Raw genomic sequence first — 25,792 nt, forward strand, 5'->3', positions numbered from 1 at the left:
GTAGATTTATACACGCCAATGTTAAATGCAATTGAGTACTTTTACCCCCGACTGACAGCCGGCGGCTATTTGATGTTACATGATTATAATCATGCTGACTTTCGAGGAGTAAAACAGGCTGTCGCCGACTATGAAGCAAAGCATGGCAAACTGGCAAAAGTACCGGTACCGGATCAAGGTGGCACAATTGTGATTACTAAGGTCGGTTAAAACTCAGCTTCCGTCAGTAAAAAATAGGCTGATAACTTTACTTTAAAAAAGGATTGCACTTCAGATGAATACAACGAGCTCTGGCAGCCATAAAAAACCAACAACACGGAAAACTTTACCGACTCAGACTTCGTAAACGGGTCGTTGGCAGCACCGCTTTGGGAAATAATGATAACAACCTGATGCATGCTTGGCATTAACCTGCGTTCATCTTAAGCGTAATAACAATCACACCTTGCGGTATGGTTGTTATTACGCTTACTGTTGTTCCACTGTTTTGCTTGCAACAGGCCTGATATGAGCTTACTGGGATGCGGTCTTCTCCAATTTTTGATTGCTTGCAATTCAATCATGGTACATCGATGCCGAGGTGGGAGGAGACCATCACATCAGGTTAAATTAGCTTGAAAAAACTCAATTGACTCTAGAGCCTACGTAAAAAACCATGAGGAGCTACTGTGACTTGTAATTTTTTATCTATAGATAAATCAACCTCAAATTCAGGATGCTGTTTCAAATAACTCCAAACTGCGGTTTTGGGACTGTTACCGGGTTTCCATGGCCTGTTATTGAACATCTCTGCAGGCATATCTTCAATCACAGTGTCATACACTATGCAATAGCTACCGGTGCTGACCAAAGGCGCGTAGGCTGCAAGTTCAGCAAGTACGTGCTCATGAGTATGATTTGAATCAAGGCAAACCAAAATTTTGTTGTAGCCTTTAGCCGCTTTTTTTACTGCATCAATCAGTTGAGGGTCGATACTCGAGCCCTGAAACATTTCAATTTTATGCGCCAGAGGATGCGCTTCTATTGCAGCTCGGTTGTGGGCTCGAATATCGATGTCAATGCCAATGACTTTGCGACCTTTAGCCTTGGGGTCTAATACAGTGCCATTGTTCACCGCATCGACATAATCAAGAAGAGCGAGTTGTGACGCGCTTAAAATCAGCGACCCCCCGTGTGCTATTCCAGTTTCAATAATAAGATCTGGCTTTATTTGCCAGACTAATTCGGCAAACGCCACCATATCCTGAGGATACTGGATAATAGGTCGTCCACAGGCTGTAAAGTGGTAAGAGTATTCGTACGAATTAGCTCGTAAAAACCACTGCTGTGCTAACTGTTGCAGTTCTTCGTCTTGACTGGATTTCTCAATAAATTCTTGATTACGTTGTTGAAACTCTTTTACCGGATTAGAACTATGCATAAAACCCTCTTATAATTTTCGTATGACTTTGGCCGGATTACCATAAGCAAGGCTGTAAGCCGGAACATTATTCAACACCACAGATCCAGCACCAATCAAAGCACCTTCCCCAATCTGAACTCTGGGTGCGATACAGGCGCCCGTAAACACAGTCGCATTATTTGCAATAACAACTTCTCCGGCGAGCGTGACTCCGGGAGCCAGATGGACACCATCACCAATACGACACTCGTGATCAACATTCACCCTGTGATTAATAATAGTCTGACGGCCAATACTGGCCCCCACAGCTATATGACTTAATGCCAGTATCTGGCTGCCACTCGCAATACTGACGTCAGCAGCAATAACGGCTGTAGGGTGAATTAAAGTGTGAGCCGTTAAACCCAATTGTTCTAGTTGCGACGCTATATATAACCTGTCAGCGCCCCGTTGCCCTCCAATGGCAATAAGAAAATCTGGTTTCGGTGAGCTTTGATGTTGGCTTAACCACAGATCCAGCTGAACAAGGGAGTGCATCAGAGGAACCGCCAGAAAAGGACTGCGACAGTCAGGATCCCTGTCAACAAGGGCAACGACTGTCTGGTTATACAAATCCAGACAGTCTTTCAACACCCGGGCATGACCACGAGCTCCCCATATCAACAAAGGCTTGGTTATGTCAGGTGTTTGCATCAAGTAAACCTCTGACCACAGCAATAACCCTGTCCATGTCATCCTCAGTCATATCGACATAACTGGGTAAATTAATGGCACGTTGGCAAATATCATAACTGTGCACGTGTTCAGGTTGAGCTATGAACATAGGCAGACTACTTAAAGGCCAAAAAAATACCCGAGCGTCAATCTGCTCTTTTGCAAAAGCTTCTGATAAGTGCTGTCGGGTGATGCCACTTTTTTTAGAGAAGACCAGAGTGGGCATCCAGGCTGAGTTCAAACAGTATTTTGGTTCAGGATTGATACAAATATTCGTATCATAAGCAAAAGCCTGACGGTAATAGGCATAAATATGGCGCTTTCGCTCGACCAGATACTCAATTCGCTCCAATTGAGCACAACCCAGTGCAGCCTGAATATTGGACATTTTGTATTTAAAACCCAACTCATCCGGCCAAAATTGTTTAGTCTGTTCTGCTTTACGGCCATGATTACTTAAAGTCAGAACTTTTTGATACAAAGCTTTATCATTGGTGGAAAAAATACCGCCCTCTCCTGTGGTCATGGTTTTGGTGCCATGAAAAGAGAAGGTAGAAAAGGTGGCCATACTGCCCGCCTTATAGCCTTTGTATTCGGATCCCAAGGCTTCAGCAGCATCTTCAATTAAAGCGAGCTTATGTTTTTCTGCCAGCTGTTTCAGTCCATCCATATCACACAAATTACCGTATAAATGCACAGCGATGATAGCTTTAGTTTTTGCCGTAATTGCACGTTCTGCCTGCTGCACACTGATGCACCAACTAGTAGGGTCTATATCAACCAATACGGGCGTTGCACCAAGATGAATGACAGGCGCAACACTGGCAATCCAGTTAGTATCAGCCAGAATCACTTCATCGCCCGGACCTATACCCAAACCCGCCAGGCCCATATGCAGAGCACCAGTGCAGCTTGAGGTCGCGATAGAATGTTTTACTCCCAGATATTCTGAGAAATTGCGCTCGAGTTTATGGATATAGTCATAACATTTGTCCCCCCAGCCGTGAGTGACTGCGTCTGTCACATAAGCAATTTCCAGCTTACTGATGGAGGGTTTGGTATATACAATTTTGTTCTTCATACGATCAATAACTCGGGAATAAGAGTGACAAACTGACAATATTCAGGCAATTGTCCAGCCAATTGCTTCTGTATTTCATCACGGATGTTCCATGGCAATATGAGTAAATAATCGGGTTTATAGTTTATTAATTGCTCTGGAGACAGAATCGGAATATGGCTGCCCGGAAGGTACTTACCTTGCTTCGATTTAGCTGCGTCTAACACCACTGGCAAATCGTCAATCTGAACTCCGCTGTAATTTAACAAAGTGTTGCCTTTGGCTGCGGCACCATAAGCGACCACCTGTTTATTCTGTTTTTTCGCTTGTTGTAAAAACAGCTTCAGACTTTGCGCTATCTGATCAACCTTAGATTGAAAGTGCTGATAGACAAGAGCATCAGTTAAACCAAATTCAGCCTCGTAGTGCAACATGTCTTGCACACTTTGGTGTGAGGTTATGCCACTATTATTTGCACAAACCCAGACCCTCAGGCTCCCCCCATGAGTGGCTAACGTCTCGACTTTCCAGATTCTCAAACCGGCCTGCTGTGTTATCGATAACACACTGTGCAATGACAAGTAGGAATAATGCTCGTGATAAATGGTATCAAACTGATGGTATTGCAGCAGATTCAGCAGGTGAGGAAACTCAAAACTACAGACCCCTTCTGCAGCAAGCAAATTTGAAATCCCTGCGACAAAATCATTAATATCAGGTACATGGGCCAACACATTGTTCGCAATAATTAGATCTGCAGCTCGGTAATGTTGTTTTAATTGCTGCGCCAGGCTGACACCAAAAAAGTCGGATACAACGTCGATACCCAAAGCGCGGGCAGCTTGCGCTGTAGCTAGCGTAGGCTCCACTCCCAAACAAGGAATACCAGCGGAAACAAAGTTGCGCAGTAAATAGCCGTCATTTGAAGCGATTTCAACGACGAAGCTGTCAGAGTTGAGTTGCCTGTGCTGTATCACCTCTTGCGTATAAGATTTAGCATGTTCAAGCCAACTGGTTGAAGTAGAAGAGAAGTAGGCATAATCTTCCGTAAACAGCTCGTCAGCTCTGGTAAAATCCTCCGTTTGCACTAACCAGCAATGCTGACAGACCCACACCTTCAAAGGATAGGAAACTTCATCAGCAAATTGCTGTACTGAATTCAGATAAGCATTCGAGGGAGGCATAGAACCAAGGTCAACCAGTGGTATGGTTAAGTTCTGCTGACAATGCCGGCACTTCATAAAATTAATCCCTCAAACTTATCGGTCAGTAAATCGAATTCAAGATCACGACTGGATATACGGCTTACAGCTAAAGGCCAGCTGATATTAACTCTGGGGTCATCAGCCCGACACCCCCCATCATAACCATTCTGATACTCTGCACTGTGCAGATAAAGTAGCTGACTATTGTCCTGCAGAGCCTGAAAACCATGGCCACAACCGGCTGGGATCAGAATCATCTGATCGTGATGTTCATCAAGTTCAAACAGCTGATGTTGTAAAAATGTGGCAGACCCTTTGCGTAAATCCAACACTGCATCACATACAGCGCCACGAATGCAGCGAACTAACTTAAACTCACGTAGCGGTGGATACAAAAAATGCATACCGCGTACAGTGCCACGACTCAAATTCACAGAGTGATTTATTTGTTGAATTCTTTGCCCCTTCATCAAGGGTTCCAGCTCGTTCTGGCAAAACCAACGGCTGAAATAACCACGTTCATCCGAATAACGCTCCGACTTTATCAGCATCACGCCGGGCAGTTGAGTAGAGCAAACGCTTAACTTAGCGCCCATGGCAGCCCCTTTTCGCGGGCACATTGCTGATAATGCTCTAACTGATACTGTGATAATACACTTCCCGTCTGATAGTAATTTTGATACCAAAGTGCGGTTTGCAGAGCTGTCTGCTGAAAATCCCATACAGGAGCCCAGTCTAAATCTTCTTGCGCCAAAGTACTGTTGATCATTAAGAGGTTAGTCTCTTTTAAAGGAACGTCAGTACCTTGCAACCAACTAAGCTCCGGCCAGTACTGCTGCATCGTCTGTAAAACCTGGCGCACGCTAAAAATAGCATCGGATGCCGGACCAAAATTCCATGCTTTAGCACACAGGGAGTCACCCGTTAATAACTTAGCAGCCAGACAAAGATAACCGGACAACGAATCCAACACATGCTGCCAGGGACGCACGGCATCCGGATAACGAATAGTAAGGGGTGTACCTGAGACGGATGCCCGGATAATATCTGGTATCAATCGGTCTTCAGACCAATCACCACCGCCTATCACATTACCTGCCCTTGCTGTCGCCACCAAAACGCCTTGCTGTGAAAAATAACTCTGACGGTAACTTTGTACTAAAATTTCGCAAGCCGCTTTAGAGGCGCTGTATGGATCATAGCCACCCAACGCATCTTGCTCAGAATATCCATCACTTTGTTCTTTGTTTAAATACACTTTATCTGTGGTGACCACCACAATAGCTTTGACTGAGCTGCTATATCGGCAGGATTCCAGTAAATTTAAGGTGCCGTCAAGATTGGTTTGCCAGGTTTCTAAGGGCTGCAGATAGGATTTACGAACCAAAGCCTGAGCAGCTAAATGTAACACTAAATCCGGTTGAATATCAGTAATAGCCTGATGCACTGCAACCTGATCTCTGATATCTAGCATCCGCTCTTTATGACAAAGCGCCAGCAATTCTATATGCGAAGGCGTCGTCTCTACCTGCAACGAAAGACCATAGACCTCTGCACCTAGTTGTTTCAGCCATAATGCCAGCCAGCTGCCTTTAAAGCCTGAATGTCCGGTTAGTAAGACCTTTTTCCCGCGAAACTGATCAGAAAACATTGTTATTCCCATTGTTTCCAAGGCGCCTGACCACTCGCCCATAATGCCTCAAGCTGATTCTTATCCCTCAGGGTATCCATAGCCTGCCAAAACCCTTTGTGTTGATGTGCATTCAGCTGACCTTCGCGAACCAGCTTTAACAAAGGTTCACCTTCAAAACTATCCTGATCGGAGTACAAATAGTCAAACACCTGCGGCTCCAGTACAAAAAATCCGCCATTGATCCAGGCTCCATCTCCGGCGGGTTTCTCCTGAAAGCTTTGCACTGCAGAGCCTTTGATATCTAAAGCTCCGTAGCGTCCGGGGGGCTGAATAGCTGTCACTGTTGCAATTTTACCCGAGGCTCTATGTGCCTCTATGGTTTGGCGGATGTTAAGATCAGAGACACCATCCCCGTATGTGAAGCAAAAAGATTCATTGCCAACATAATCCTTAACCCGCCTCAAACGACCTCCAGTCATACTGCTCTCACCAGTATCTACGAGTGTTACGCGCCAAGGCTCTACGTGTTTCTCATGCACTTCCATGGTATTTGCTGCCATATCAAAAGTGACATCGGACATATGCAAGAAGTAGTTCGCGAAATACTCTTTGATAATGTATCCCTTATAACCTAAACAAATCACAAAATCGTTGATACCATGTGCAGAATAGATTTTCATGATGTGCCATAAAATAGGCTTACCACCAATTTCAATCATGGGTTTGGGTCGTAAATGCGACTCTTCGCTGATTCTAGTTCCTAAGCCCCCAGCCAGTATTACTGCTTTCATCTCTGGCCTCCGTTTTTGCCTAATTCGAGCAATGTGGATGAATGAACATTATAAAAGTAGAGATATTCTAAAGCCTGAAAAAGCTCCATTGAGTTAATGCTAACAGGCTTCCTTGGAGGTGCAAAGCCCTCCCTCCAGTGAATGTCAGCGAGGCTCTCGGCAGTTGTACCGGGACTAAAATAATTTACTTTTTTTAGTCCCGAGTGATATATCTCATTTTTTGAAGGACTCACGCTAACTTTAAGATTGTGCCCTAACTCCTCTAAACGCACTCTGCTTAAAGACCTCAAAAACGGTCTTAATAAGATTTGGAATTCGTCATTTGTTTCATCTTCCCACTCTTTAATATGCTCAAGATCGAATTGAGCCCAAAATGCCAATGAACCTTTATCTAGCTTTATATTTTTGAGCGGGCCATAACAAGTTAGGCTACGAATGAGCTCATAATCAGCAGAAACAATTACCTGATGTCCAATCCAAAAACCAGGAATAGGTAATTGCAATCTAAATTTTTCAATATCTAACCCAAAGCTCTCTATGAATTGTCGCGTCGCTACTACTGAGCGCTTTGTTGCTTCTCCGTTCGATGTACCAGCCATATTAACAACTAACATAAGACTCTGATTCATATCAACACATACTTTGCTTTCATTAAGAATAGCAATCATAGAGGTAAAATCAGGGCTTAGTGGATGAAAAATCCTTCCGTAGTTATTCTTAATCCTCGCCAGAACATTTCGATGAATTGCACCAGAATATATTTTTCCGTAGCTGTCTTTTTGTTTATTGTAACGGCAAAATAAAGGAAAATCGAAACAGACTCTTCGTTTCAGCTCACTAACAGGATCGTAGTTTATAGGATTACCGGGCTTGATTAATGGATGATAATCACCATATAAATTTAAACCGTCAATAAAACTAACATCGAATATTTCGTATTGCCAGGTCAACACATCTGGCTGGGAGCTAATAATCTCCTGTGACATTAGCTCCAAAGCATCAGGCCGCAGCATGAACTTCTCACTGAATATTGTTACATACTCTCCCGTCGCACCTTCCAGAGCAAAATCCCAATGGCTGCACATATCCATCGGCTTTAATGTCCTTTTATAATTAAATCTTTTATCAACTAGAAATCGACTAACTTCATGTAAGCACGGATTATTCAGTGCGTTATCTGACACTATGACTTCAAAATCGGTAAAAGTTTGTGCAACTAAGGATTCAAGTACACGACGGACCAAATCAGGCCTGTCCCTCGTGGGTAAAACAATACTGAACAAAGGTTTCGAGCTCATCTAGCTTCTCCTGAAAATCTTATAAGGCTATTGTCGATGAACTCGTTTAATTCTGATATGAGTTGTTCTGAAGAAAAGCGGCTGGTAACGTCCTCAGCAACGGACGCCCTACACTCTATTAACCTAGGATAGGTTAATAAATCAGCAATAGCTTGAAACAACGCTTCATCTGAGTTTTCAACCAATCCATGTCTGCGATCTAGCAATACTTCGGCGCTACCTGCGGTCTGAGTCGCTACCACTGCTTTCCCCAAAAAACATGCCTCAATCATAGTTAGTCCAAATGATTCAGCGTAAGAGGCAGAAACACAGATATCTGCTCTATTCATCCATGCATATGGATTATCTTGGAATCCCAGCATCAAGGTTGAATCTTCAATTTTTAGTCTCTTAATTTCTGTCTTTAACTTCTCAGACAATACCCCATCCCCAACAATCCACAACTTATGCTCAAGCCCGCGAGCCAACAAACGAGCATGAATGGCCAGCATTCGTTCAAATCCTTTTATCGGATGAAGACGCCCAACGAGCAAAATAATAGGGACTGTTATTAAACTTACATCCAGCGGTATAGGTTTTTCAGCTAAAGTCTTTATGTGCTGACTGTCGACTATGTTATATATCACCGGGTTCATACTCGCAGCTGGCATATCAAAAAATCTTGAAAAAGATTCCCGCACATTTTTTGAAACAAAAACTATCTGCCGAAAGCTGTTAAAACAAACTCGCTCCTCTGTTGAATCAAAATATGGGTGAGTCCAATGATCTGATTCAAAATCCGTGTGGATCCAAGCAACTGCACCTTTTTTCGGATGTCCTGCCAAGATCCGAACGGACAACCCCTCTATAAAAGAAATCTCTAAGTCGAAGCGTCTGCGGATTAACGTATCGTAGAGCCTAGGTGATGGCTCTGAGGAAAGATACAACATAGCCTCTATTCGTTCGCTCTCTTGATCAAAAAGTCCCAAAACCTTTACCCAAGAAGGTATACGTGAGAGAAGTTCACCATGAGGAAACAGCACAACAAGAACGACTTCGTAGCGATTTTCATCCAGAACACTTAACAGAGATAACAGCGCTTGCTCAACTCCGCCACAAACCATAGAATTTATAACAAACAGCAACCTAGCTCTCTTAACAGGTGAATCAATAGCTGCCCATTTCTGCTCTATCTTTGCTTTGAAGCTTGTTGTGTCAAATCGTTCGAGTCCTAAGGCCGGATAAATCTGATTAAACAATACGATCTTGCTCTGAGGTACTCCCCGAGAAAGAAAAATATTAGCTATCTCCTTAGAAAACATACTCGTGATCAAAATAAAATCCCAGCCATCAAGCTGCATTTGCTCACAACTATTTATTTGTAAGCTGTTGTATATACTTCCTTGCTTACTGGGATCGTTGTCACACAAAGCAACAACTTTATAATCTCTAAATAGAGTAGCTTCAAGACAACGAAATACTCCGCCTAAGCCTACGATCGCAACTCTACAACCAGCGTCCAACATCATATAGTGCCTAAGCCTCTATCTTCATAGGTGACAAACCTAAATAAGAAATAACGACGGGTTCATACATAGAATATTTATGCTGGATTTCAGAGATAATCTCATTTGCAAATACTTTAGATGCGACCGCAAACACTCTCTCTCCACGACTGAAAGCTTCGGCAAGTGTAACAACGGGCAAACCGTCCAGTTCAAAACTACCTGCTGCAGCCCGACGGTCAATAACTACACTCACAGTGATTCCCTGCTCTCTTAATAACTGCAAGACTTGTGCCCCTAACTCCCCTGCACCATAAACTGCTGTGTGTATGATATTACTATGCTGCAGATTTGCTAATAATAACGGAGCAACAATGTCGTCACCTGCACTCATGCCAAGCTCGCCCAAGAGTCCTGTGCTCCCTGGGAATGCCTGAGCTATAGCTCCTTCATTCCAAAAACCACGAAGAGAAGAAGCTAATCGCCCTAAGTTGACATCTGCAAAGGCTTCATCAGCCCTTGAGTAATGTTGCTTAAATGCCTTCACAACATCTTCACCAATCAGTTTCCTTGTTATACCTGAAGATAAAGGTACTTGAAGTTGCCCCAAGCAAATAGCCTCTGAAGATAGTGGATAACGGACAAGCCGATAGAGTATAGAGGCGACAGCTTTTCGAGATGAAAAATCAATGAGTGGAACAATACCGCTCTTCATGGCCAAGGCTACAAACGAATGTACACCACGTCGAAAATCATTGAGCAAAGTGGCGTGAGACGTTGTCATTGTATGATTTGGTACTAACTCAGGATAGATTACGCCTCCGTCTGCATGGTAAGCACGGGTTGAGCACAGAGAACCATTCAGCAAAATCTCTGAGAGTTCGGGAGCTTTGCTCAAAGCGATTGCGCGTTCATCTATAGGCATAAAGACTTCTAAATGATGCTGCAAAGAGAAAGCCTCTGATTTAGCACTGGCGTAAGTCATGAAGAACCGAGGCTGTTCGAGTGGCATTAATCGAGCCAAATTAGTAAACATACTGGCACCACAACCCCAATCCCACAATGCGACTCCAGATCTATTTTCTAAACCTAAATCAATAAGATAGCTGATTAATAGCTGACGCTGCGATTGCAAATACTCTCTAATTACATCTTTTTTATCTGCCACTGTAGTCAAGAGCTCATCCCACAACTGAGTCCCGACCAGATCTGAAAGGCAAGTCGCCGCCATCGATTGCCAGTTATCTGGTAATTCAAGCCCAACATCTTCAATGCATTCAAAAAGAGTGTAACCTCTTCGTTGACTTAGTTGATGCAATACCTCAGGAGTGACCTCAAGGAGCGCAGGTAACAAGCTTGAGCGACGCGAAATATAAACAGTTTTAACGTCAAACCCAGGGCAATTCATTGATGCCAAAAGCGAAGAGATAACTTCCCCCTCCCGAAGAAGACAAAATAGAGTATCAATACCCAACGCCTTACAACGGATTTGCAACCAATGAACAAGATGAAACAAGAATGGCCCGTAAACTAAAGCACTCACATTGGCTGCAAAACTTTCATCGGGATAATGCCAGAGCCAGCGTCGTCTAAGTGCATCGACTCCATAAGGAATGCTACCTAAACGATGCTCATAGTTTGTCAACAAGAGAAAGTATTCTGGAGGTGTCACAACCAGATGATGAATGCCTGCAGCTTGCGCCATCTGGCCATCTGTTATTGCATTATCTCCAATGTGAAGTATGTCTGCAGCTCTGACACCAGACTTATTTATCAATGTAGCAAACAACCCTCCATCTTGTTTGCTACAGCCAGACTCACCAGAGACCAAAACTAAATCCAGCACGAGTGATGGAAGCTGTGTTTTGATAAACGATACGATAAGGTCCGAATCAAGATACATATCAGATACAAGAGCAACTTTTTTACCTTCAGTAAAAGCCTCTTCAAGCCAGCAAATCGCAACAGGATTTATGGTCCAGCCAGCCAACTCTAATTCTGCTTCCAGCACACAGAGTTTTGCTCCCGCAATAGAGGGCCAATTGCTATATATTTCCGCCAGTGTAACTTCTCTATGACCACTTTCCGCAAAACGGGCACGGCGAGCACTATCTTCAGCTTTTCGACGAAGCTTAACAAAACCCTGATTATCGTCTTGTTGCCAAAACCCCAGCTGAGCAGCTTCATCAGCAAGATGCAGGAAAAAATCGTCAGGGGTTCCAGACTTGCGAAAAACTAAAGTATCAAAGACATCAAAGCTTACCAACTTAATATCGTCTTTCAGGCCCTCAGGCCAAGGCAGATGAGGCAAAGTCATGACTAAAAATCCTTCCTCAAAACTGACTCTTGCAAATAGAGGAATCGTTCAAGTGCATTATCCACCGCGTCATCCATATCAAAATAACGATATTCAGCTAACCTGCCAAGCGCGAGAATTTGTGGGAACTGATGTAACTGCTCCACACATTGTTGATATTGCTGCTGAGCAAACTCGGTAAAAATCGGATAATAAGGTTCCAGCCCCTGCTCTGGTTTATAGTCACAAGGATACTCATAGGTGATGCTGGTTCCTGTGTGATGCTGCCCCGTAAGGTGCTTAAATTCTGTAATGCGGGTATAAGCATGTTCGTTCGGATAATTGACTGTGGTTACAGGCTGGAACCATTCCTGCTTCAGATGTTTGTGTTCGAAACGTAAAGAGCGGTAAGGTAATAAAACTGAGCTATCAGGCAACAGCTGATCAATCATCCCACAATATATCAGTGGACCTTCAAATGGCTGCTCATCAAGTAATATTTGTCGGGTGCTCCAGTCCAATTGAACTCTTGTATGCATAGGAGATGACAGTTGTAAATCTATACCCGGGTGCGAGAGCATTTTGCTAATCATGGCGCTATAACCATGTAAAGGCACTGCCTGCCAGGGGTCAGTAAAATAACGATCGTCTTCACTAACCACAACAGGCACTCTGGCCGTTACATCAGGGGAAATAGCTTCAGGCCCGACACCCCATTGTTTGCTGGTGTAATTGACAAAAGCACGCTGATAAATAAACTCAGCCAACTGTAACAACAAGGGTTCTTGCTCTTGTCTGAGCTGTAAAATAGGTACTCTGGCACCTTCGCCAAAACGTTGTTTGAGCGCTTGAATCATGCCTTCAGCCACAGGGGCAGCAAAACTTTTACGGATACTGGTCAGATTAAAAGGAATAGGAAGTAGTTGGCCATCAATCTGGCTAAGCACTCGATGTTCATAAGTCCGCCATTCGGTAAACTGCGACAAATAGTCCCAAACCCGCTGTTTATCTGTATGAAACAAATGAGGCCCATATTTGTGGATCATTACGCCATCTTCATCCAAATGGTCATAACAATTTCCGCCGAGATGCTCACGTTGCTCTAACACTAATACTTTCCAACCGAGCTTACTGGCCATTTGTTCAGCCATTACCGCTCCTGAGATACCAGCACCAATAACAATTGCCTGGTAACTCATACAACCCAACCTAATTGCTGTTTTACTAAATCAGGCTGATCCCGGTGTTCAAACACCAATTGATGACGGTGGTCAAAATAAAGCTCACTGGTCGCAGATTGCTCTATCATTTGCCTGAACAATTCTGTTTCGTTTAATCGCAGAAAATACAGAGCTGCTGAAAAATATACATGGTTCACACCATATTCGATAATATCGGCAGCTACACCAAATTGTTGACCTAAACGACAGGCTGAAGCCAACTCTTCAGTAACCTTTAATCGACGTTGATGATTCTGTTGTGTCTGTGCACCAAAACTGTTGCTATGAATGCGGTAACGCCCCAACACTGCGTCCAGTCTATCTATAGTCCCCCCTAATAAACCAACATTCATAATATGCCATGGGAAATCACAAATAATCTTGCAGTCATGCTGTAACGCTTGTGTCAAAGAAGCATGGCGCCGGAACATCACGCTGCTGGCCTGTAGGAAAACTGTATAACGGATCAAATGAGTAATATCAGCTTGCTGAGGAATATAGTGATAGTTGTAGTAATCTCTGGAGTACCACTTCAAACGCTCACCTGTTGCACTATCGAACATATCTGACTCATGATAAACCATGCTGCAACCTGGGTGTTGTTCCAGATAATCGACCTGCTGCTGTAACTTTCCTGGTAAGGCGATATCATCGCCATCCACATACGCAATATACTGCCCCTTAGCTGTTTCTAGCAGTCGGCGCATAGTGCCTATTAATCCTAGATTTACGTCATTGCGCAGTACAATCAGGTTACTGAAGGCTGATTGCAGATAACTGATTATATCGTAGGTATTATCTGGTGAAGCATCGTCACAAACCACGACTTCAAAATCAAAAGTTGTCTGCTGAGCAAGAAGACTCAATAAACATTCATGGATGTAAGGTGCCAGTTTATATGCCGGAACGATCACAGATAATTTCATAAAGTATTCCTAAGTCTGAAGAAAGCCGGCGACTAATTCTGTACAGGTTCGTCTATGCGCCAGTTTTGTCTTGCTATTACTTTCCTTGCGCCGGCATAAACAAAGATGCCGCAGTATCTTGCACGCATGATCAAATCCCGTGCAGCACTAATTAAACTATTTATTTCATTATGTTTAATTTCAATTTGCTAGCTTAGGTGGAGTAAACAAATCACTGACATCAACCCTATCCAAAGCTAAAGGCTCCGATAAATACAACTCCATCCCTTGCTGTAAATATTGCCGCCATAGTGCCAAAATCTGATTAAATGTTTCCAATGCGTCTTCGTTTTCAGCACTGATACTGGCTGCCGTTTTGGTTAAAACTGCAGCGATAAAGTTAGCACTGCCATGAAACAGGCAAAATGTAATGTCTTTGTCTGTAACAGCTCTTGAACGCATAAAGTTCCATTGTTCACTGATCAGAGCGCGTGCAGACGTTATATCGGTGGCATCTTCAGCAAATAAATCCAGCCATTGTTCCATAGATGCTTTGTACAACTCAGGAGACAGTTGCCCATAAATTTTGTCCGCTAAATCAGGTAAAGCGGGATAAAATGCTTCTTCAAGCAACAGCTTCAACTGATCATCTTTATCATGAGCGGAAATTTGTTCTAACAAAATATTGTCAGGTCGTAGTGCAGTAGCACCTTTGATTTTTACACCGTCACTACAGTTATAAATCTCAATTACTCTGCCAGCTTTAGCAATGGCTTGTTCTATTAATTTACGCGATACATCAAATTCAGGCTTGGTATACAGTTGCGGCCTGAAATTACCTGCAACAGGAATGCCACCGCCATGCTGAGCCTGATAGTTATAGACCGCAGAGCCGTCAACTTTAAAGTAGGCTGAATGTTGTGAATGGTGACGGTTAATGTCAACAAAACCAAGATCAACACCGAACAGATAAAAGCATTTCCAGCCCAGTTTAATACCAAAGTTCACCACCAAATTAGTGACTGTAGGATAGGCATAGGCCAGAGACGCGATCTGGTAACCATGTTTTTTCAGGCCATTATTGAAAATATAACTAGAGGCTTCACCATCCTTGAAACACAGATAGGTTGCTTTAAACAAGGCACTGGTATCAGGATGAATACCATTAACACTCAGCAAATTGATCTGACTAAGATAGTCCATATCGTTGATCTGAGTGATCCAATCGTAGGTTGCTCTGTTCTGCTCAATTTCAGCATGAAAATCGGGGCGAATACCGTTTTTGTACAGAGACTTCAAAGTTGTCCCACAGCTGATAATAATAACCTGGTCACGATATTCTTTAAGGTAATCAAAACAATCATCCAGACTTGGGCCATTACCGACAATAAACACAGGCAAATTCAGCGCCTTGTGATGACTATATTCATTGTTTGCTTGCTTCAGGAAGCGTTGACCTGACGAAAGACTGTGGTAGGTGTGTGCGATACCGTAGCGGGCATGGTCATAGTATTCACCCATAGCCAGTACTACTTTCAGTTCGGCACGTAAATCTGCTATCGCTTTTTGCATGCCTACATTGTAATAGCTGCTCAACATATAAGTGTCAGCTATCGCATAAGCACCAACCTGATAAAACTGCGACATCAAATCATAAAAATAGTGACTACCGTCGCCCCCCAGATTCAGGTAGATGCGCCCACCGTTATCATCTGCTTTCTGGATAATACCAGCCCAATCCGACACCCAAAGACTGGCAGCAAAAAAGTCCAGATTAGGTTCACAGACAAACAGATTTTTAATTTGACGCTGCTGAGTCAAGAGTTCAATGTGTTTGCCTAAGCCCACGCCAAAAACAATCAGAGTTTCGACCTGCTCAGGAAATTTACCCTGTTGGGTGAGTATTTTTGCAATAAGCGGCTGCAGCTCGGCTATTTTTGAGAAATGCAGATAATTCCTGAATTTATGGCTGGTTCCCTGACTGAGCACCACATCGTCTTTAAAAGGATGCTCAATAAAGTAGTTTACTAATTGCTCAGATTCGTCTGGCAAATCTTGATGAAACAAAGCATTACGTTTTTGATGGTAAAGATTGGGTAAGCCATTATTGTCTTGAACCAATTGCCAGGCTCTGGTTTTATGCTCGAGCATCGCCTTATGCACTTTGGGGTAAAACTTTTCTAAAGCCGCCATATTGGCATTATACAAAGCCTGTGCTTGCTCATTGTTATAACTAACAGGCTGATAATCACCGAGCAAATTACCGGCACGCTCTGATACATAGTCGCCGTAGTCTTTGTATCCCGTAAATTGACGCGTAGCCTGGGTTAATGCACTTTTATTACCTGAATGCTGCAATAGATACTGAATCACCTCGTCCATCATCGGATGAAACTGGTGGCGGTAAATAAACACCTGATTAATGTTCTGATCAAACTCCAGTAACTCAGCTAACTCAGCCGGAACGGCAGTCGCATCAGAGCCCATTTGCAGGAAAATGCGGGTTCCCATACTTTGAGCTGTTTCCAGCAATTGCAGCCAGTTATTGGCCTGCACAGAACACAGCAGAATATCTACATTAGGCTCATAGACCACCAGATATCGTATCCTGCAGTTCATCAGCAGTTCATTCAGGTGATACCCAAGCCCCAACCCAAAGACCAATAGCGCATCCACCTGCTGCGGCAACGCCTGATGCCGCCAGCAGCGGTCATCTTGTGGCTCTTTTAAATTGAAATAGGCTGCATGACTATAGTAGTCCTGCACTTCGGCCATGACTTCTTGCTGGGCAAGACTCTGATAGAACACTCGGCCGGTGGCAAAATCAACAATATTAAGTTCAGCATCTTTGGTACAAAACAAAGAGTATTGCTGTATTTCATGGTCGTTGATGAGATTGACTAAACTTGGAATATGTAGCCTGAAAGCGTCAATGTTTTGGCGGATATTATGGGCTATGGTGGCAGAGACTTTCTTTTCCAGAGCTGCTTGCTGGTCAGCATTATCGAGGATTTGGTAATTGATATATTTCAGCATAAAGGTCTGGCACCTGCTTAATTGTTGTCTCCGTAGCTTTGATGTGCCTTTTTACCTTTGCGTAATTGCAACATCCTGACAGCTACCGTACTTCGTTCGGAAGTGACTCGTTCAGTGATAAGACTAACCCACTGCAAGTTATCTGCCAATATACTTTGTAGATCAGATGTTTGTGGTAACGTTTCGCAGAGTTTTCGAAGTAGCTGATCGAACTCTTGCCAATAGAGTGAAAATTCTTCTGTGGGGTATTCTTCCTGCGCCAGCAAATCGAGTATTTGCTGGCGTTTGGTTTGCAGCTCTGTCACGGAATCGCTCATCAAGCTGACGCCAAAGCATTCTGACTCTGACGCTCGGCAAGCAACTGAAAGCCTTTTTGCCTGTCATCAACCGGAATAGCATCCCAGCCTGACTTGATTTTTAGCATAATCTCAATCACATCATCTACTTTAGCAGGACTACTTTCACGACTAGCTTGCATCAGATGATTGACCATAAAATCATACAGAGACCATAAATTCTGTGAAACATCACCACCAACATCCATATCAAGTGAGTGCTGTAATGCAGAAATAATACTCATTGCTTTTGATACAGTACGGGATTTTTCCGCAAAATCTTTCCGTTCCATCGCCCCTTTAGCTTTTGCCATATTTTCAAGCGACCCCTGCATCAGTAACTGAATGACTCGATGCGGATCTGCGACAGCTAAATCATCTTTGATGCCTACCGATTTGTAGGCCTTAATACCGTAACTCATGGCAAGCTCCTGTTAACTACCATACCGTGGCAGGTTTGCCAGCTGTTGCACCAGATAACTGGATGTGCTTTGTAATTGACCCAAAGTGGAATCCAAAGCTCCGTAACGCTGACGCAAGGTTTCTTCGTAGCTCACTATATATCGTTCAAAGGCCTCACGATCTTTAGTATTTTTTTTCAGTTGGTCCTTTAAGGAGGTTTCTTTGTTCACTAATAAACCATCACGGTCCGTAAACTGGGAAATCACTTTGTCCAAAGACTGGGTAATACCCCCTGAAGCACCAAATAAGTCGGCAATCTTATCGTAATTATTTTCCAGCGCATTATCAAAACGTTCACGGCCAGAGTCTGCGCCATATAAACTGGTGCTGGATATCTCCATTTTACCCTGGTCATTAAAAGTGATACCCAAGGCATATAAGTTGTTCAGCTCATCACCACCTGAAGAAAAAGCGCTGCCTAAAGTTCGGGTAACCTGACTCATAATACTGCGAACCATAGGATCACTGCTTAAAGCTCCGCCTTCAGCAACTACTGTTTTACCATCATCCCCTATGGTGCGGTTTTTAGTTAAGCTGTTCACTTCAGTCAACAAACCGTTGTAGGCGTCCATAAAGGCTTTAATTTTAGTTTCAGCCGCTTTTTTATCTGTTTCTATAGACAAAGTGGCATTGTTATCGTCAGGCGTCACTGCAAGCACTGTCAGCTCAGTATCCTGAATCGCATTAGTAAAAGTATTGTTTTTACTGAATACGCTGATGCCGTCAATCACCACTTCGGCGTTGGCAGCTGCAATAGCCTCACCCAATCCACCCGAACCATCAGTATCGTTGCCAAAAGCTCTGGTCGAAATGCTGTTAAGGTCGGCGTTGTCGTTAGTAATCTTTAAACCATTATCCAAACCGGTAATTGAAGATGTCAGCACTAATTTAGTGCCTATGCCATCACCGGCATTAATGATATTGGCACTGACACCAAAATTGCCATCGGCATTGTTCACAGCCTTGCGAAATTGATCCAGTGTCATACCAGCGGTCACGTTTACATCAAAATTTTTACCATCAGCGCTAAAAGTTAATTTACCTGCTGTGGTACTGACCACTGCAGATGCACTGGTGTAGGCGCTATTGGCGCTTTCAATCCGGCTGCCTGTAGCCAGCGCTTTGACTTTAATATCAAAGTTACCTGGCGCAGCTGTACTGCTGGATGTAGCTTCCAGATAAGTTTTAGTATCTGTAGGTTGTTTAATGCTGGTCGTTCTGGCTCTGAGTTTATCGTCACCCAAAGCAGTTATCGTATCTTTAAATTTTGTTAAAGCGGATTTTAATTTACCAAAACCAGAAAGCGATGAATCCAGCTCCTTTTTCGTAGTGTCCAGACGACTGACTTTACTGTTTCGCTCCACTGTCACTAACTGTGAAACCAAACTTTCAAGATCTAGCCCTGATGCTGCACCTAATGACCGGATAGCCATGATTCATCCTCTCTTTATATCGTTTTGTCGATCATCAAACCTGTCGAAGCTCCCAGATCTTCCTGTAATCTTTTGATTGCTTTGGCCATAGTCAGTACTTCTTCAGACGGGATCTGACGAATGACTTCTTTGGTTTCAAAATCAACCACTTTCACTACTGGTTTTCCAGATTCTTCATCAACAGAAAAATTTAAAGTACGTCCCTGAGAATTAACAAACTGGTTAATATTCTCAACGGCTTCACCTAATTCATCCGCTGTAATAACTGGCTCTGCTTGCGCAGGCTCAGCCTTTACCTTGGACTCAGGAGCGGCAGTCTCTGGAGCACTTTTCATTTTGTTCAGCTCAACTGCATCACTAGCAGCAGCTTTGGGGGCTGTTGGCTGATAACCAAAATTACCCGTAATTACTGAACTCATTTGCATCTACCTCTGTATCGGCAAGCAAGGCGAAAACTTGAATAAGTAGTCGCCTCCCTTACGTTTTACCTAAAAGGCCAGTATTAACCTAATAAAGATAGTGCAGTTTGAGGCCTGGTGTTAGCCTGCGACAGGATAGTAGTACTCGCCTGCTGCAATATCTGTGCCCGGGTTAATTCAGCAGTTTCTTTCGCAAAATCTGTATCACGGATCTGGCTGCGGGCAGAAGATACGTTTTCAACGATGTTGCTTAAGTTACGGATAGTAGACTGGAAGCGGTTTTGCAGCGCACCCAAATCTGCCCGTGCTGAGTCGATAGTTTTGATCGCGCTGTCAATACTTGCCAATGCAGCTGATGCACCACCAACACTTGAAACTGACAGTGCAGCTAAACCTAAACCTGAAGCACCGTAACCACCGTCTGGTGCATTAGAAGACAGGTTTATACTGATCGTTTGGCCAGCGTTTGCACCCACCAGGAATTTGGCAGAGAAGTTACCTTTCAGTAAGTCAATGCTACCAAACTGTGTATTTTGAGCAATACGGCTGATTTCAGTTTTTAAAGCTGAAACTTCTTTTTGTAATGCAACACGGTCAGAAGAACTGTTGATACCGTTCTGTGATTGTACCGCTAATACACGAATACGTTGTAATGAAGTTGTAATTTCATCCATCGCACCTTCAGCTACCTGAGCGACTGAAATACCGTCGTTTGCGTTACTGATAGCCTGGTTTAAACCATTGATCTGGCTGGTTAAACGGTTGCTGATTTGTAAACCAGCAGCATCATCAGCAGCGCTGTTGATACGAAAACCTGAAGATAAACGTTTGAATGATGTATCCAATGAATTGCCAGATGATAACAACTGACGTTGTGCGTTCAACGCGGATACGTTGGTGTTTACTGCTAAAGCCATAAGTCACTCCTTAAAGTTGCGATGGGTCTGCAAACCCTGGCACAACCTTTATTGTTAAGCGGAACCCCGCAATTCTCGCCAAACTGCAATTTGGCTTAACTAGCTATCGGCAAGCAACTTCAGGACTTTAATAAAAAAAGGCAATTTTTTTCCACGGAGCGGCAAATAAATTCAGTTTCCCTTACTTTTCATAAAGTTATCTCTGAAATTATTTTTCAAATAAATAAAAAATTCCTGCATTTTTCGCATTTTTTAATTAAGCACAAAAAAAACGGACCCTTGTAGGGTCCGTTTTTTTCTCACCATGTCATCAAAGCCGGTTTTAAATTAACCTAACAGTGACAAGGCTGCCTGTGGACGCTGATTCGCCTGAGACAGGATAGTAGTACTGGCCTGTTGCAGGATCTGCGAACGAGTCAACTCTGCGGTTTCTTTTGCAAAATCAGTATCTCTGATCCGGCTACGCGCTGATGACACGTTCTCCACAATATTACTCAGGTTACGAATGGTAGATTGGAACCGGTTTTGTAAAGCACCCAGATCCGCTCTTGTGCTATCGATAGTTTTGATTGCACTATCGATGCTGGCTAATGCAGCTGAAGCACCACCTACGCTGGATATCGACAATGTGTTGATATTCAGACCAGAGGCTCCAAAACCCCCACCAGTGCGTGATAAATTCACGCTGATATTTTGTCCGGCATTAGCTCCCACCAGGAACTTGGCGGAGAAATTACCATCCAGCAGCTTAATGCCACCGAACTGAGTTGTTGTTGCAATACGGCTGATTTCCGTTTTCAGCGCTGATACTTCTTTTTGTAATGCAACACGGTCTGCCGAACTATTGATACCATTTTGCGATTGTACCGCCAGTACCCGGATACGCTGCAGAGAGTTGGTAATCTCATCCATCGCGCCTTCGGCCGTTTGTGCCAGAGAAATGCCGTCGTTCGCATTGCTTATGGCCTGGTTCAAGCCGTTGATTTGGCTTGATAAACGGTTACTGATCTGTAAACCCGCCGCATCATCAGCTGCGCTGTTGATACGAAAACCTGATGATAAACGTTTAAATGATGTATCCAGTGAACCGCCAGAATTAATTAACTGACGTTGAGCGTTCAAAGCTGATACGTTGGTATTGACATATAATGACATGGTGTCATCCTCCGGTTAGTAAATAAGTAGCCATAAAGCCTTTCCTTTTTTCCTTTGGCAGGAGCTCCTCACTATAGGTGCGTCAGAGCAGTGCCATAAAGTTGGTCGTACGGATCCGGCGCCCAATGCCTTCCAGATCCAGTGCTGTTCGTGTTGTATCCTGGTAGTTTGTGCTTCTATCGCTTCAACTACCTTGGGTCTATTCAGTCGCTGAACTTAAACGTTCTGCTTTGTCCGTTACCCTTGTAACAATGACAATGCCGACTGAGGTCTCTGATTTGCCTGCGATAAGATGGTGGTGCTGGCCTGCTGCAATATCTGCGAGCGTGTCAGTTCAGCCGTTTCTTTCGCAAAATCTGTATCTTTAATCCGGCTGCGTGCAGCCGAGATATTTTCCACAATGTTCGACAAGTTGCGGATCGTGGACTGGAAGCGGTTTTGAATCGCACCCAGGTCGGCTCGCTTGGAGTCGATCACGTTAATTGCACTGTCGATTTGTGCCAGAGCTCTGGAGGCACCAGCTAAACTGCTGATACTTAAGCCCGCTATTCCTAGCCCAGATGCCCCGAAACCACCACCTGTCCTTGAGATATTCACACTGATGGTCTGGCCCGCATTAGCCCCCACCAGGAAAGTCGATGAATACATGCCGTCTAACAATTTCACACCACCAAACTGGGTGGTTGTGGCGATACGACTGATTTCAGTCTTTAACGCCGATACTTCTTTTTGCAGCGCTACGCGATCAGCTGAACTGTTAATGCCGTTCTGCGATTGCACAGATAAAACCCTGATGCGCTGCAACGCATTGGTAATCTCATCCATGGCCCCTTCTGCCACCTGGGATAATGAAATGCCGTCATTGGCGTTTCGTATCGCCTGATCCAGGCCCTGTATTTGGGCGGTCAGGCGGTTACTGATCTGCAAACCAGCTGCATCGTCTGCTGCGCTATTAATGCGAAAACCAGACGAAAGTCGTTGAAACGATGTATCAAGGGTTTTACCCGAGTTTATAAGTTGCCTCTGCGCATTCAGCGCCGAGACATTGGTATTTACAAATAACGCCATATCATTTCTCCTGAGCGTTTATTGAATAAAAAGTGGATACGTCATTTTATATTTAATCTAACCCACTCAAATACTGTATCGGCAAACAATATTATTTCTTTAGCCATTTTTAGCAATTTAATAAAATAAACATTCCACTATTAGATACAAATAAAAAAGGCCATACGGTAAAGCCGTATGACCAAAGAGCATAAAGCTCAGGAGTCGTACTAAAGATCGATTCAATATGTAGTAGTTATTGTTGAATAATTAACCTTGTAACAAAGACAGTGCAGACTGTGGTCTTTGATTCGCCTGGGACAGAATAGTAGTACTGGCCTGTTGCAAAATCTGCGCACGAGTTAAATCAGCTGTTTCTTTTGCGAAGTCGGTATCTTTGATCCGGCTTCGTGCTGCCGAAATATTTTCAACAATGTTTGATAAGTTACGAATGGTTGACTGGAAGCGGTTTTGAATCGCACCTAAGTCTGCCCGCTTAGAGTCAATCACGTTAATCGCACTATCGATACTTGCCAGAGCTCTGGATGCACCAGCTAAGCTACTGATACTTAAGCCTGCAATACCTAAACCTGATGAACCAAAACCACCTCCAGTTCTGGATATGTTCACACTAATGGTCTGGCCCGCGTTAGCTCCTACCAGGAAAGTGGAAGAGTACAAACCATCCAGTAACTTCACACCACCAAACTGCGTTGTTGCGGCAATCCGGCTGATTTCTGCTTTTAACGCAGATACTTCTTTTTGTAACGCAATGCGGTCACTGGAACTGTTGATACCATTTTGTGACTGTACTGCAAGTACACGAATTCGTTGTAAGGCGTTGGTGATTTCATCCATCGCGCCTTCAGCAACCTGAGACAATGAAATACCATCGTTTGCATTTCTTATTGCTTGATCCAAACCATTCACCTGGCTGGTCAAACGGTTACTGATTTGTAAGCCTGCAGCATCATCTGCAGCACTATTGATACGGAAACCTGAAGATAAACGTTGAAACGCTGTATCTAATGATTTGCCTGAATTGATTAGTTGCCTTTGGGCATTTAACGCCGAAACGTTAGTATTAACAAATAAAGCCATGATATATCTCCTGAGTTTTTTATGTTTGCAGAGTAATTATTTTGTTGTTCCCTGCTTAATTACTGTATCGACGTCAGGAGGTTTTTCTTGAGGATTTTCTTTAACTTTATTGAATAAATTTAAAGACTTAGGATATTTTATTGCGGGTATTTTTGCAGCTAACTATAGTATCGGCACGCCACTTCAGAACTTTAATTCAAATGCTGGTTTTAAAGCAAAATAGGCGAAAAAGTTGGGGAAATGGACGTTTGAGGGCTTATGGAACAGAGCAATGAGGCAGAGCTACACCAGGCGGCTTGCTCTGCGGCCCTTAATGTTGAAGCTGATAGATGTAACTGTCGTAATCAAGCAGTAGTTGCTGAACTATAGCGAAGGAGTCTGTGGCTTTTGCTGCAGCATCCAGACAAGTCTGAGTGTGATCAGCTGCAAATTCTGCATCAGTCAGATAACGCTGAATAAACTCCAGCCGCTCCTGATCCGATGAAAACACAAAGTCATCCCCAATATACTGATACACGTCACCATAGGCTTCAGTTAATACCGGGATCCCTAAACTTAAAGCTTCAATGGCAGAAGTACCACCGCCCTGGCGTCTGGGGTTAAGCATAAAGTGGCAATTGGCGATGAGGTCTATGGCATTGCTGACTCTGCCACTGAAATAACTGCAGGACTCTAACTCAGCCGGAAATCCTTCAATCGCATCAGGCCCGATAATGACAAAAGCCGACTGCGGAAGCTGCCTTTTAATCATCAACAAAGTGTTGATGAAATCGGAGCGTATTTCGTGTTCAAGCCGGTAGCCGACAATGGCAAATTTCAGTACTTTGTCTGTCACTTTGCTGCTTTTTACACAGTCAAACTTACGTAATCTGAACGGCAAGCGACTGGTCAGTACCGGATGAGATAAAGACAGTGCATCAAGCCGTAACTGATCTTTTTCTGTTAGTTCGCGATGCAACACAGGCGCCGCATACAAAGGCGTAACTAAAGAAGTAACACAAGGCACGTTCAACACTGGTCGGCTTTGAGCAATAAACTCCAATACAGGATTTAAACCACCCACACCAATAATAAAGCGTGGATTGAGTTGGTTAATCACATTGACTAAATCAATCAGATGCTCCGTATCGTCCATTGGTGTTATTTGCATAAAATCAAAGTATTGATCCCAGCATTTAACCACAGCACCACCCGCATTAGGTTGCTGTTTGCCTGCGTCCAAATCAAACAAGGTATCGCCTTGAAAGTATTCGTTACGCACTGTGCCAAAAAATATCGGTGCAGGCATCGGATACACATAATGGCCAGACTTGGCAACGCTGGTACAACAAATCACCACTGGGTGTTTACCCATAGCTTTTAGAGCACTGGCGTAATTTAAAATGGTCAGAGTAGGCCCGTGCTGAACTGTGACAAACTGATTGGTCAGTAGTAACACAACGTCTTCGTTGCCGCAGCCGATCAAAGGGCTTACATGGCAAAACTCTGCACTTTGCTGGCAAAACTTATTAATCATCAACTGATAGAGCGACGCGTAATCAAAAGCGAAAGACTGGCCGACAAAATTAGCCCGCATCAGTTGGCTATACAGCATGTTCTGCTGTAGAAAAGGCAGAGTACTAAAAAGGTTCAGTAGTTTTTGTCCATCCACACTTTGATCACCAAGCAGCAATAATCGTAATTTGCGCCATAAAGTAACAGGCACAGAATCAGGGCTGAAGTTCTTTAAAAGGCTGAGTTGGATTTCTGGGTCAAGAGTAGAAAAGCTGACTGTGTCCCAGTGATGAAATTCATTCACTGGCCAGTCATTCGATTGTAAATACAGTTGATCAAAACGAGAGAGTTCTTGCAAAGACATAACTGGCTTCCTGCCGGAGAA

Annotated in this window: 24 protein-coding genes; 1 reads left to right on the forward strand and 23 read right to left on the reverse strand. The window is 43.6% G+C overall.

The annotated features are described in order from the left end of the window. Nucleotides 1-18 precede the first annotated feature (18 nt). Nucleotides 19-210 carry a TylF/MycF/NovP-related O-methyltransferase gene (locus tag LSG37_RS21350; RefSeq protein WP_366515539.1) on the forward strand — a complete coding sequence of 64 codons (192 nt, stop codon included), beginning with the start codon at nucleotides 19-21 and terminating at the stop codon, nucleotides 208-210. On the opposite strand, the gene LSG37_RS01160 is transcribed toward LSG37_RS21350, so the two are convergent. The 23 genes from LSG37_RS01160 to LSG37_RS01270 all read right to left on the reverse strand — a co-directional run bounded on the left by LSG37_RS01160 (nucleotide 207) and on the right by LSG37_RS01270 (nucleotide 25,771). After that, the gene (locus tag LSG37_RS01160) at nucleotides 207-398 is read right to left on the reverse strand and encodes a hypothetical protein (RefSeq protein ID WP_233078027.1); all 192 of its coding nucleotides are present in this window, start codon (nucleotides 396-398) and stop codon (nucleotides 207-209) included. The genes LSG37_RS21350 and LSG37_RS01160 overlap by 4 nt on opposite strands. Before the next feature lie 236 nt (nucleotides 399-634). Continuing rightward, nucleotides 635-1,420 (reverse strand): cephalosporin hydroxylase family protein, encoded by a 786-nt coding sequence (locus tag LSG37_RS01165; protein ID WP_233078028.1) that lies wholly within the window; start codon nucleotides 1,418-1,420, stop codon nucleotides 635-637. A 9-nt stretch (nucleotides 1,421-1,429) separates the two neighbouring features. After that, nucleotides 1,430-2,095 carry an acetyltransferase gene (locus LSG37_RS01170; RefSeq protein WP_233078029.1) on the reverse strand — a complete coding sequence of 222 codons (666 nt, stop codon included), beginning with the start codon at nucleotides 2,093-2,095 and terminating at the stop codon, nucleotides 1,430-1,432. After that, nucleotides 2,082-3,197, reverse strand: coding sequence for a DegT/DnrJ/EryC1/StrS family aminotransferase (locus LSG37_RS01175; RefSeq protein WP_233078030.1), 1,116 nt, complete (start codon nucleotides 3,195-3,197; stop codon nucleotides 2,082-2,084). Before LSG37_RS01175 ends, LSG37_RS01170 begins: the two co-directional genes overlap by 14 nt. Further along, nucleotides 3,194-4,417, reverse strand: coding sequence for a class I SAM-dependent methyltransferase (locus LSG37_RS01180; RefSeq protein ID WP_233078031.1), 1,224 nt, complete (start codon nucleotides 4,415-4,417; stop codon nucleotides 3,194-3,196). The genes LSG37_RS01175 and LSG37_RS01180 overlap by 4 nt, the downstream gene beginning before the upstream one ends. Next, complete coding sequence (locus LSG37_RS01185) at nucleotides 4,414-4,977, reverse strand: dTDP-4-dehydrorhamnose 3,5-epimerase family protein (RefSeq protein WP_233078032.1); 564 nt, start codon at nucleotides 4,975-4,977, stop codon at nucleotides 4,414-4,416. Before LSG37_RS01185 ends, LSG37_RS01180 begins: the two co-directional genes overlap by 4 nt. Beyond that, nucleotides 4,962-6,032 (reverse strand): CDP-glucose 4,6-dehydratase, encoded by a 1,071-nt coding sequence (gene rfbG, locus LSG37_RS01190; protein ID WP_233078033.1) that lies wholly within the window; start codon nucleotides 6,030-6,032, stop codon nucleotides 4,962-4,964. Before rfbG ends, LSG37_RS01185 begins: the two co-directional genes overlap by 16 nt. 2 nt (nucleotides 6,033-6,034) lie before the next feature. Then, nucleotides 6,035-6,805 carry a glucose-1-phosphate cytidylyltransferase gene (rfbF, locus tag LSG37_RS01195; RefSeq protein WP_233078034.1) on the reverse strand — a complete coding sequence of 257 codons (771 nt, stop codon included), beginning with the start codon at nucleotides 6,803-6,805 and terminating at the stop codon, nucleotides 6,035-6,037. Beyond that, nucleotides 6,802-8,103, reverse strand: a complete 1,302-nt coding sequence (locus LSG37_RS01200; RefSeq protein WP_233078035.1) for a glycosyltransferase family A protein — start codon at nucleotides 8,101-8,103, stop codon at nucleotides 6,802-6,804. The genes rfbF and LSG37_RS01200 overlap by 4 nt, the downstream gene beginning before the upstream one ends. Beyond that, a complete protein-coding gene (locus LSG37_RS01205) occupies nucleotides 8,100-9,611 on the reverse strand; it encodes a glycosyltransferase (RefSeq protein ID WP_233078036.1) in 1,512 nt (503 codons plus the stop codon). The genes LSG37_RS01200 and LSG37_RS01205 overlap by 4 nt, the downstream gene beginning before the upstream one ends. 7 nt (nucleotides 9,612-9,618) lie before the next feature. Then, nucleotides 9,619-11,904 carry an HAD-IA family hydrolase gene (locus LSG37_RS01210; protein WP_233078037.1) on the reverse strand — a complete coding sequence of 762 codons (2,286 nt, stop codon included), beginning with the start codon at nucleotides 11,902-11,904 and terminating at the stop codon, nucleotides 9,619-9,621. Nucleotides 11,905-11,906: 2 nt separating this feature from the next. Then, entirely contained in the window at nucleotides 11,907-13,082 is a 1,176-nt protein-coding gene (gene glf / locus LSG37_RS01215; RefSeq protein ID WP_233078038.1) for a UDP-galactopyranose mutase, read from the reverse strand. After that, nucleotides 13,079-14,029, reverse strand: a complete 951-nt coding sequence (locus LSG37_RS01220) for a glycosyltransferase family 2 protein (RefSeq protein WP_233078039.1) — start codon at nucleotides 14,027-14,029, stop codon at nucleotides 13,079-13,081. The genes glf and LSG37_RS01220 overlap by 4 nt, the downstream gene beginning before the upstream one ends. A 180-nt stretch (nucleotides 14,030-14,209) precedes the next feature. Next, nucleotides 14,210-17,044: a 6-hydroxymethylpterin diphosphokinase MptE-like protein gene (locus tag LSG37_RS01225; protein ID WP_233078040.1), complete on the reverse strand. Its 2,835-nt coding sequence runs from the start codon at nucleotides 17,042-17,044 to the stop codon at nucleotides 14,210-14,212. 17 nt (nucleotides 17,045-17,061) lie between these two features. Further along, entirely contained in the window at nucleotides 17,062-17,361 is a 300-nt protein-coding gene (locus tag LSG37_RS01230) for a hypothetical protein (protein WP_233078041.1), read from the reverse strand. Further along, a complete protein-coding gene (gene fliS, locus LSG37_RS01235) occupies nucleotides 17,361-17,801 on the reverse strand; it encodes a flagellar export chaperone FliS (RefSeq protein ID WP_233078042.1) in 441 nt (146 codons plus the stop codon). The genes LSG37_RS01230 and fliS overlap by 1 nt, the downstream gene beginning before the upstream one ends. Before the next feature lie 12 nt (nucleotides 17,802-17,813). Continuing rightward, nucleotides 17,814-19,274: a flagellar filament capping protein FliD gene (gene fliD, locus LSG37_RS01240; RefSeq protein ID WP_233078043.1), complete on the reverse strand. Its 1,461-nt coding sequence runs from the start codon at nucleotides 19,272-19,274 to the stop codon at nucleotides 17,814-17,816. A gap of 14 nt (nucleotides 19,275-19,288) precedes the next feature. Beyond that, nucleotides 19,289-19,699: a flagellar protein FlaG gene (locus tag LSG37_RS01245; protein ID WP_233078044.1), complete on the reverse strand. Its 411-nt coding sequence runs from the start codon at nucleotides 19,697-19,699 to the stop codon at nucleotides 19,289-19,291. Nucleotides 19,700-19,776: 77 nt separating this feature from the next. Next, entirely contained in the window at nucleotides 19,777-20,610 is an 834-nt protein-coding gene (locus tag LSG37_RS01250; RefSeq protein WP_233078045.1) for a flagellin N-terminal helical domain-containing protein, read from the reverse strand. A 327-nt stretch (nucleotides 20,611-20,937) separates the two neighbouring features. Further along, entirely contained in the window at nucleotides 20,938-21,765 is an 828-nt protein-coding gene (locus LSG37_RS01255; protein WP_233078046.1) for a flagellin N-terminal helical domain-containing protein, read from the reverse strand. Between the two features lie 237 nt (nucleotides 21,766-22,002). After that, complete coding sequence (locus LSG37_RS01260; RefSeq protein WP_233078047.1) at nucleotides 22,003-22,833, reverse strand: flagellin N-terminal helical domain-containing protein; 831 nt, start codon at nucleotides 22,831-22,833, stop codon at nucleotides 22,003-22,005. Nucleotides 22,834-23,082: 249 nt separating this feature from the next. Beyond that, nucleotides 23,083-23,913 carry a flagellin N-terminal helical domain-containing protein gene (locus tag LSG37_RS01265; RefSeq protein WP_233078048.1) on the reverse strand — a complete coding sequence of 277 codons (831 nt, stop codon included), beginning with the start codon at nucleotides 23,911-23,913 and terminating at the stop codon, nucleotides 23,083-23,085. 310 nt (nucleotides 23,914-24,223) lie between these two features. Continuing rightward, a complete protein-coding gene (locus LSG37_RS01270) occupies nucleotides 24,224-25,771 on the reverse strand; it encodes a glycosyltransferase family protein (protein WP_233078049.1) in 1,548 nt (515 codons plus the stop codon). Between the last annotated feature and the right edge of the window lie 21 nt (nucleotides 25,772-25,792).

The organism is Rheinheimera soli (assembly GCF_021290985.1).
Classification (GTDB): Bacteria; Pseudomonadota; Gammaproteobacteria; order Enterobacterales; family Alteromonadaceae; genus Pararheinheimera; species Pararheinheimera soli.

What these genes read in the sequence shown, in the direction of transcription:
- LSG37_RS21350 (WP_366515539.1), top strand. Translation starts at nt 19, where the DNA reads ATGTTAAATGCAATTGAGTACTTTTACCCCCGACTGACAGCCGGCGGC.
- LSG37_RS01160 (WP_233078027.1), bottom strand. Translation starts at nt 398, where the DNA reads ATGCATCAGGTTGTTATCATTATTTCCCAAAGCGGTGCTGCCAACGAC.
- LSG37_RS01165 (WP_233078028.1), bottom strand. Translation starts at nt 1,420, where the DNA reads ATGCATAGTTCTAATCCGGTAAAAGAGTTTCAACAACGTAATCAAGAA.
- LSG37_RS01170 (WP_233078029.1), bottom strand. Translation starts at nt 2,095, where the DNA reads ATGCAAACACCTGACATAACCAAGCCTTTGTTGATATGGGGAGCTCGT.
- LSG37_RS01175 (WP_233078030.1), bottom strand. Translation starts at nt 3,197, where the DNA reads ATGAAGAACAAAATTGTATATACCAAACCCTCCATCAGTAAGCTGGAA.
- LSG37_RS01180 (WP_233078031.1), bottom strand. Translation starts at nt 4,417, where the DNA reads ATGAAGTGCCGGCATTGTCAGCAGAACTTAACCATACCACTGGTTGAC.
- LSG37_RS01185 (WP_233078032.1), bottom strand. Translation starts at nt 4,977, where the DNA reads ATGGGCGCTAAGTTAAGCGTTTGCTCTACTCAACTGCCCGGCGTGATG.
- rfbG (WP_233078033.1), bottom strand. Translation starts at nt 6,032, where the DNA reads ATGTTTTCTGATCAGTTTCGCGGGAAAAAGGTCTTACTAACCGGACAT.
- rfbF (WP_233078034.1), bottom strand. Translation starts at nt 6,805, where the DNA reads ATGAAAGCAGTAATACTGGCTGGGGGCTTAGGAACTAGAATCAGCGAA.
- LSG37_RS01200 (WP_233078035.1), bottom strand. Translation starts at nt 8,103, where the DNA reads ATGAGCTCGAAACCTTTGTTCAGTATTGTTTTACCCACGAGGGACAGG.
- LSG37_RS01205 (WP_233078036.1), bottom strand. Translation starts at nt 9,611, where the DNA reads ATGATGTTGGACGCTGGTTGTAGAGTTGCGATCGTAGGCTTAGGCGGA.
- LSG37_RS01210 (WP_233078037.1), bottom strand. Translation starts at nt 11,904, where the DNA reads ATGACTTTGCCTCATCTGCCTTGGCCTGAGGGCCTGAAAGACGATATT.
- glf (WP_233078038.1), bottom strand. Translation starts at nt 13,082, where the DNA reads ATGAGTTACCAGGCAATTGTTATTGGTGCTGGTATCTCAGGAGCGGTA.
- LSG37_RS01220 (WP_233078039.1), bottom strand. Translation starts at nt 14,029, where the DNA reads ATGAAATTATCTGTGATCGTTCCGGCATATAAACTGGCACCTTACATC.
- LSG37_RS01225 (WP_233078040.1), bottom strand. Translation starts at nt 17,044, where the DNA reads ATGCTGAAATATATCAATTACCAAATCCTCGATAATGCTGACCAGCAA.
- LSG37_RS01230 (WP_233078041.1), bottom strand. Translation starts at nt 17,361, where the DNA reads ATGAGCGATTCCGTGACAGAGCTGCAAACCAAACGCCAGCAAATACTC.
- fliS (WP_233078042.1), bottom strand. Translation starts at nt 17,801, where the DNA reads ATGAGTTACGGTATTAAGGCCTACAAATCGGTAGGCATCAAAGATGAT.
- fliD (WP_233078043.1), bottom strand. Translation starts at nt 19,274, where the DNA reads ATGGCTATCCGGTCATTAGGTGCAGCATCAGGGCTAGATCTTGAAAGT.
- LSG37_RS01245 (WP_233078044.1), bottom strand. Translation starts at nt 19,699, where the DNA reads ATGCAAATGAGTTCAGTAATTACGGGTAATTTTGGTTATCAGCCAACA.
- LSG37_RS01250 (WP_233078045.1), bottom strand. Translation starts at nt 20,610, where the DNA reads ATGGCTTTAGCAGTAAACACCAACGTATCCGCGTTGAACGCACAACGT.
- LSG37_RS01255 (WP_233078046.1), bottom strand. Translation starts at nt 21,765, where the DNA reads ATGTCATTATATGTCAATACCAACGTATCAGCTTTGAACGCTCAACGT.
- LSG37_RS01260 (WP_233078047.1), bottom strand. Translation starts at nt 22,833, where the DNA reads ATGGCGTTATTTGTAAATACCAATGTCTCGGCGCTGAATGCGCAGAGG.
- LSG37_RS01265 (WP_233078048.1), bottom strand. Translation starts at nt 23,913, where the DNA reads ATGGCTTTATTTGTTAATACTAACGTTTCGGCGTTAAATGCCCAAAGG.
- LSG37_RS01270 (WP_233078049.1), bottom strand. Translation starts at nt 25,771, where the DNA reads ATGTCTTTGCAAGAACTCTCTCGTTTTGATCAACTGTATTTACAATCG.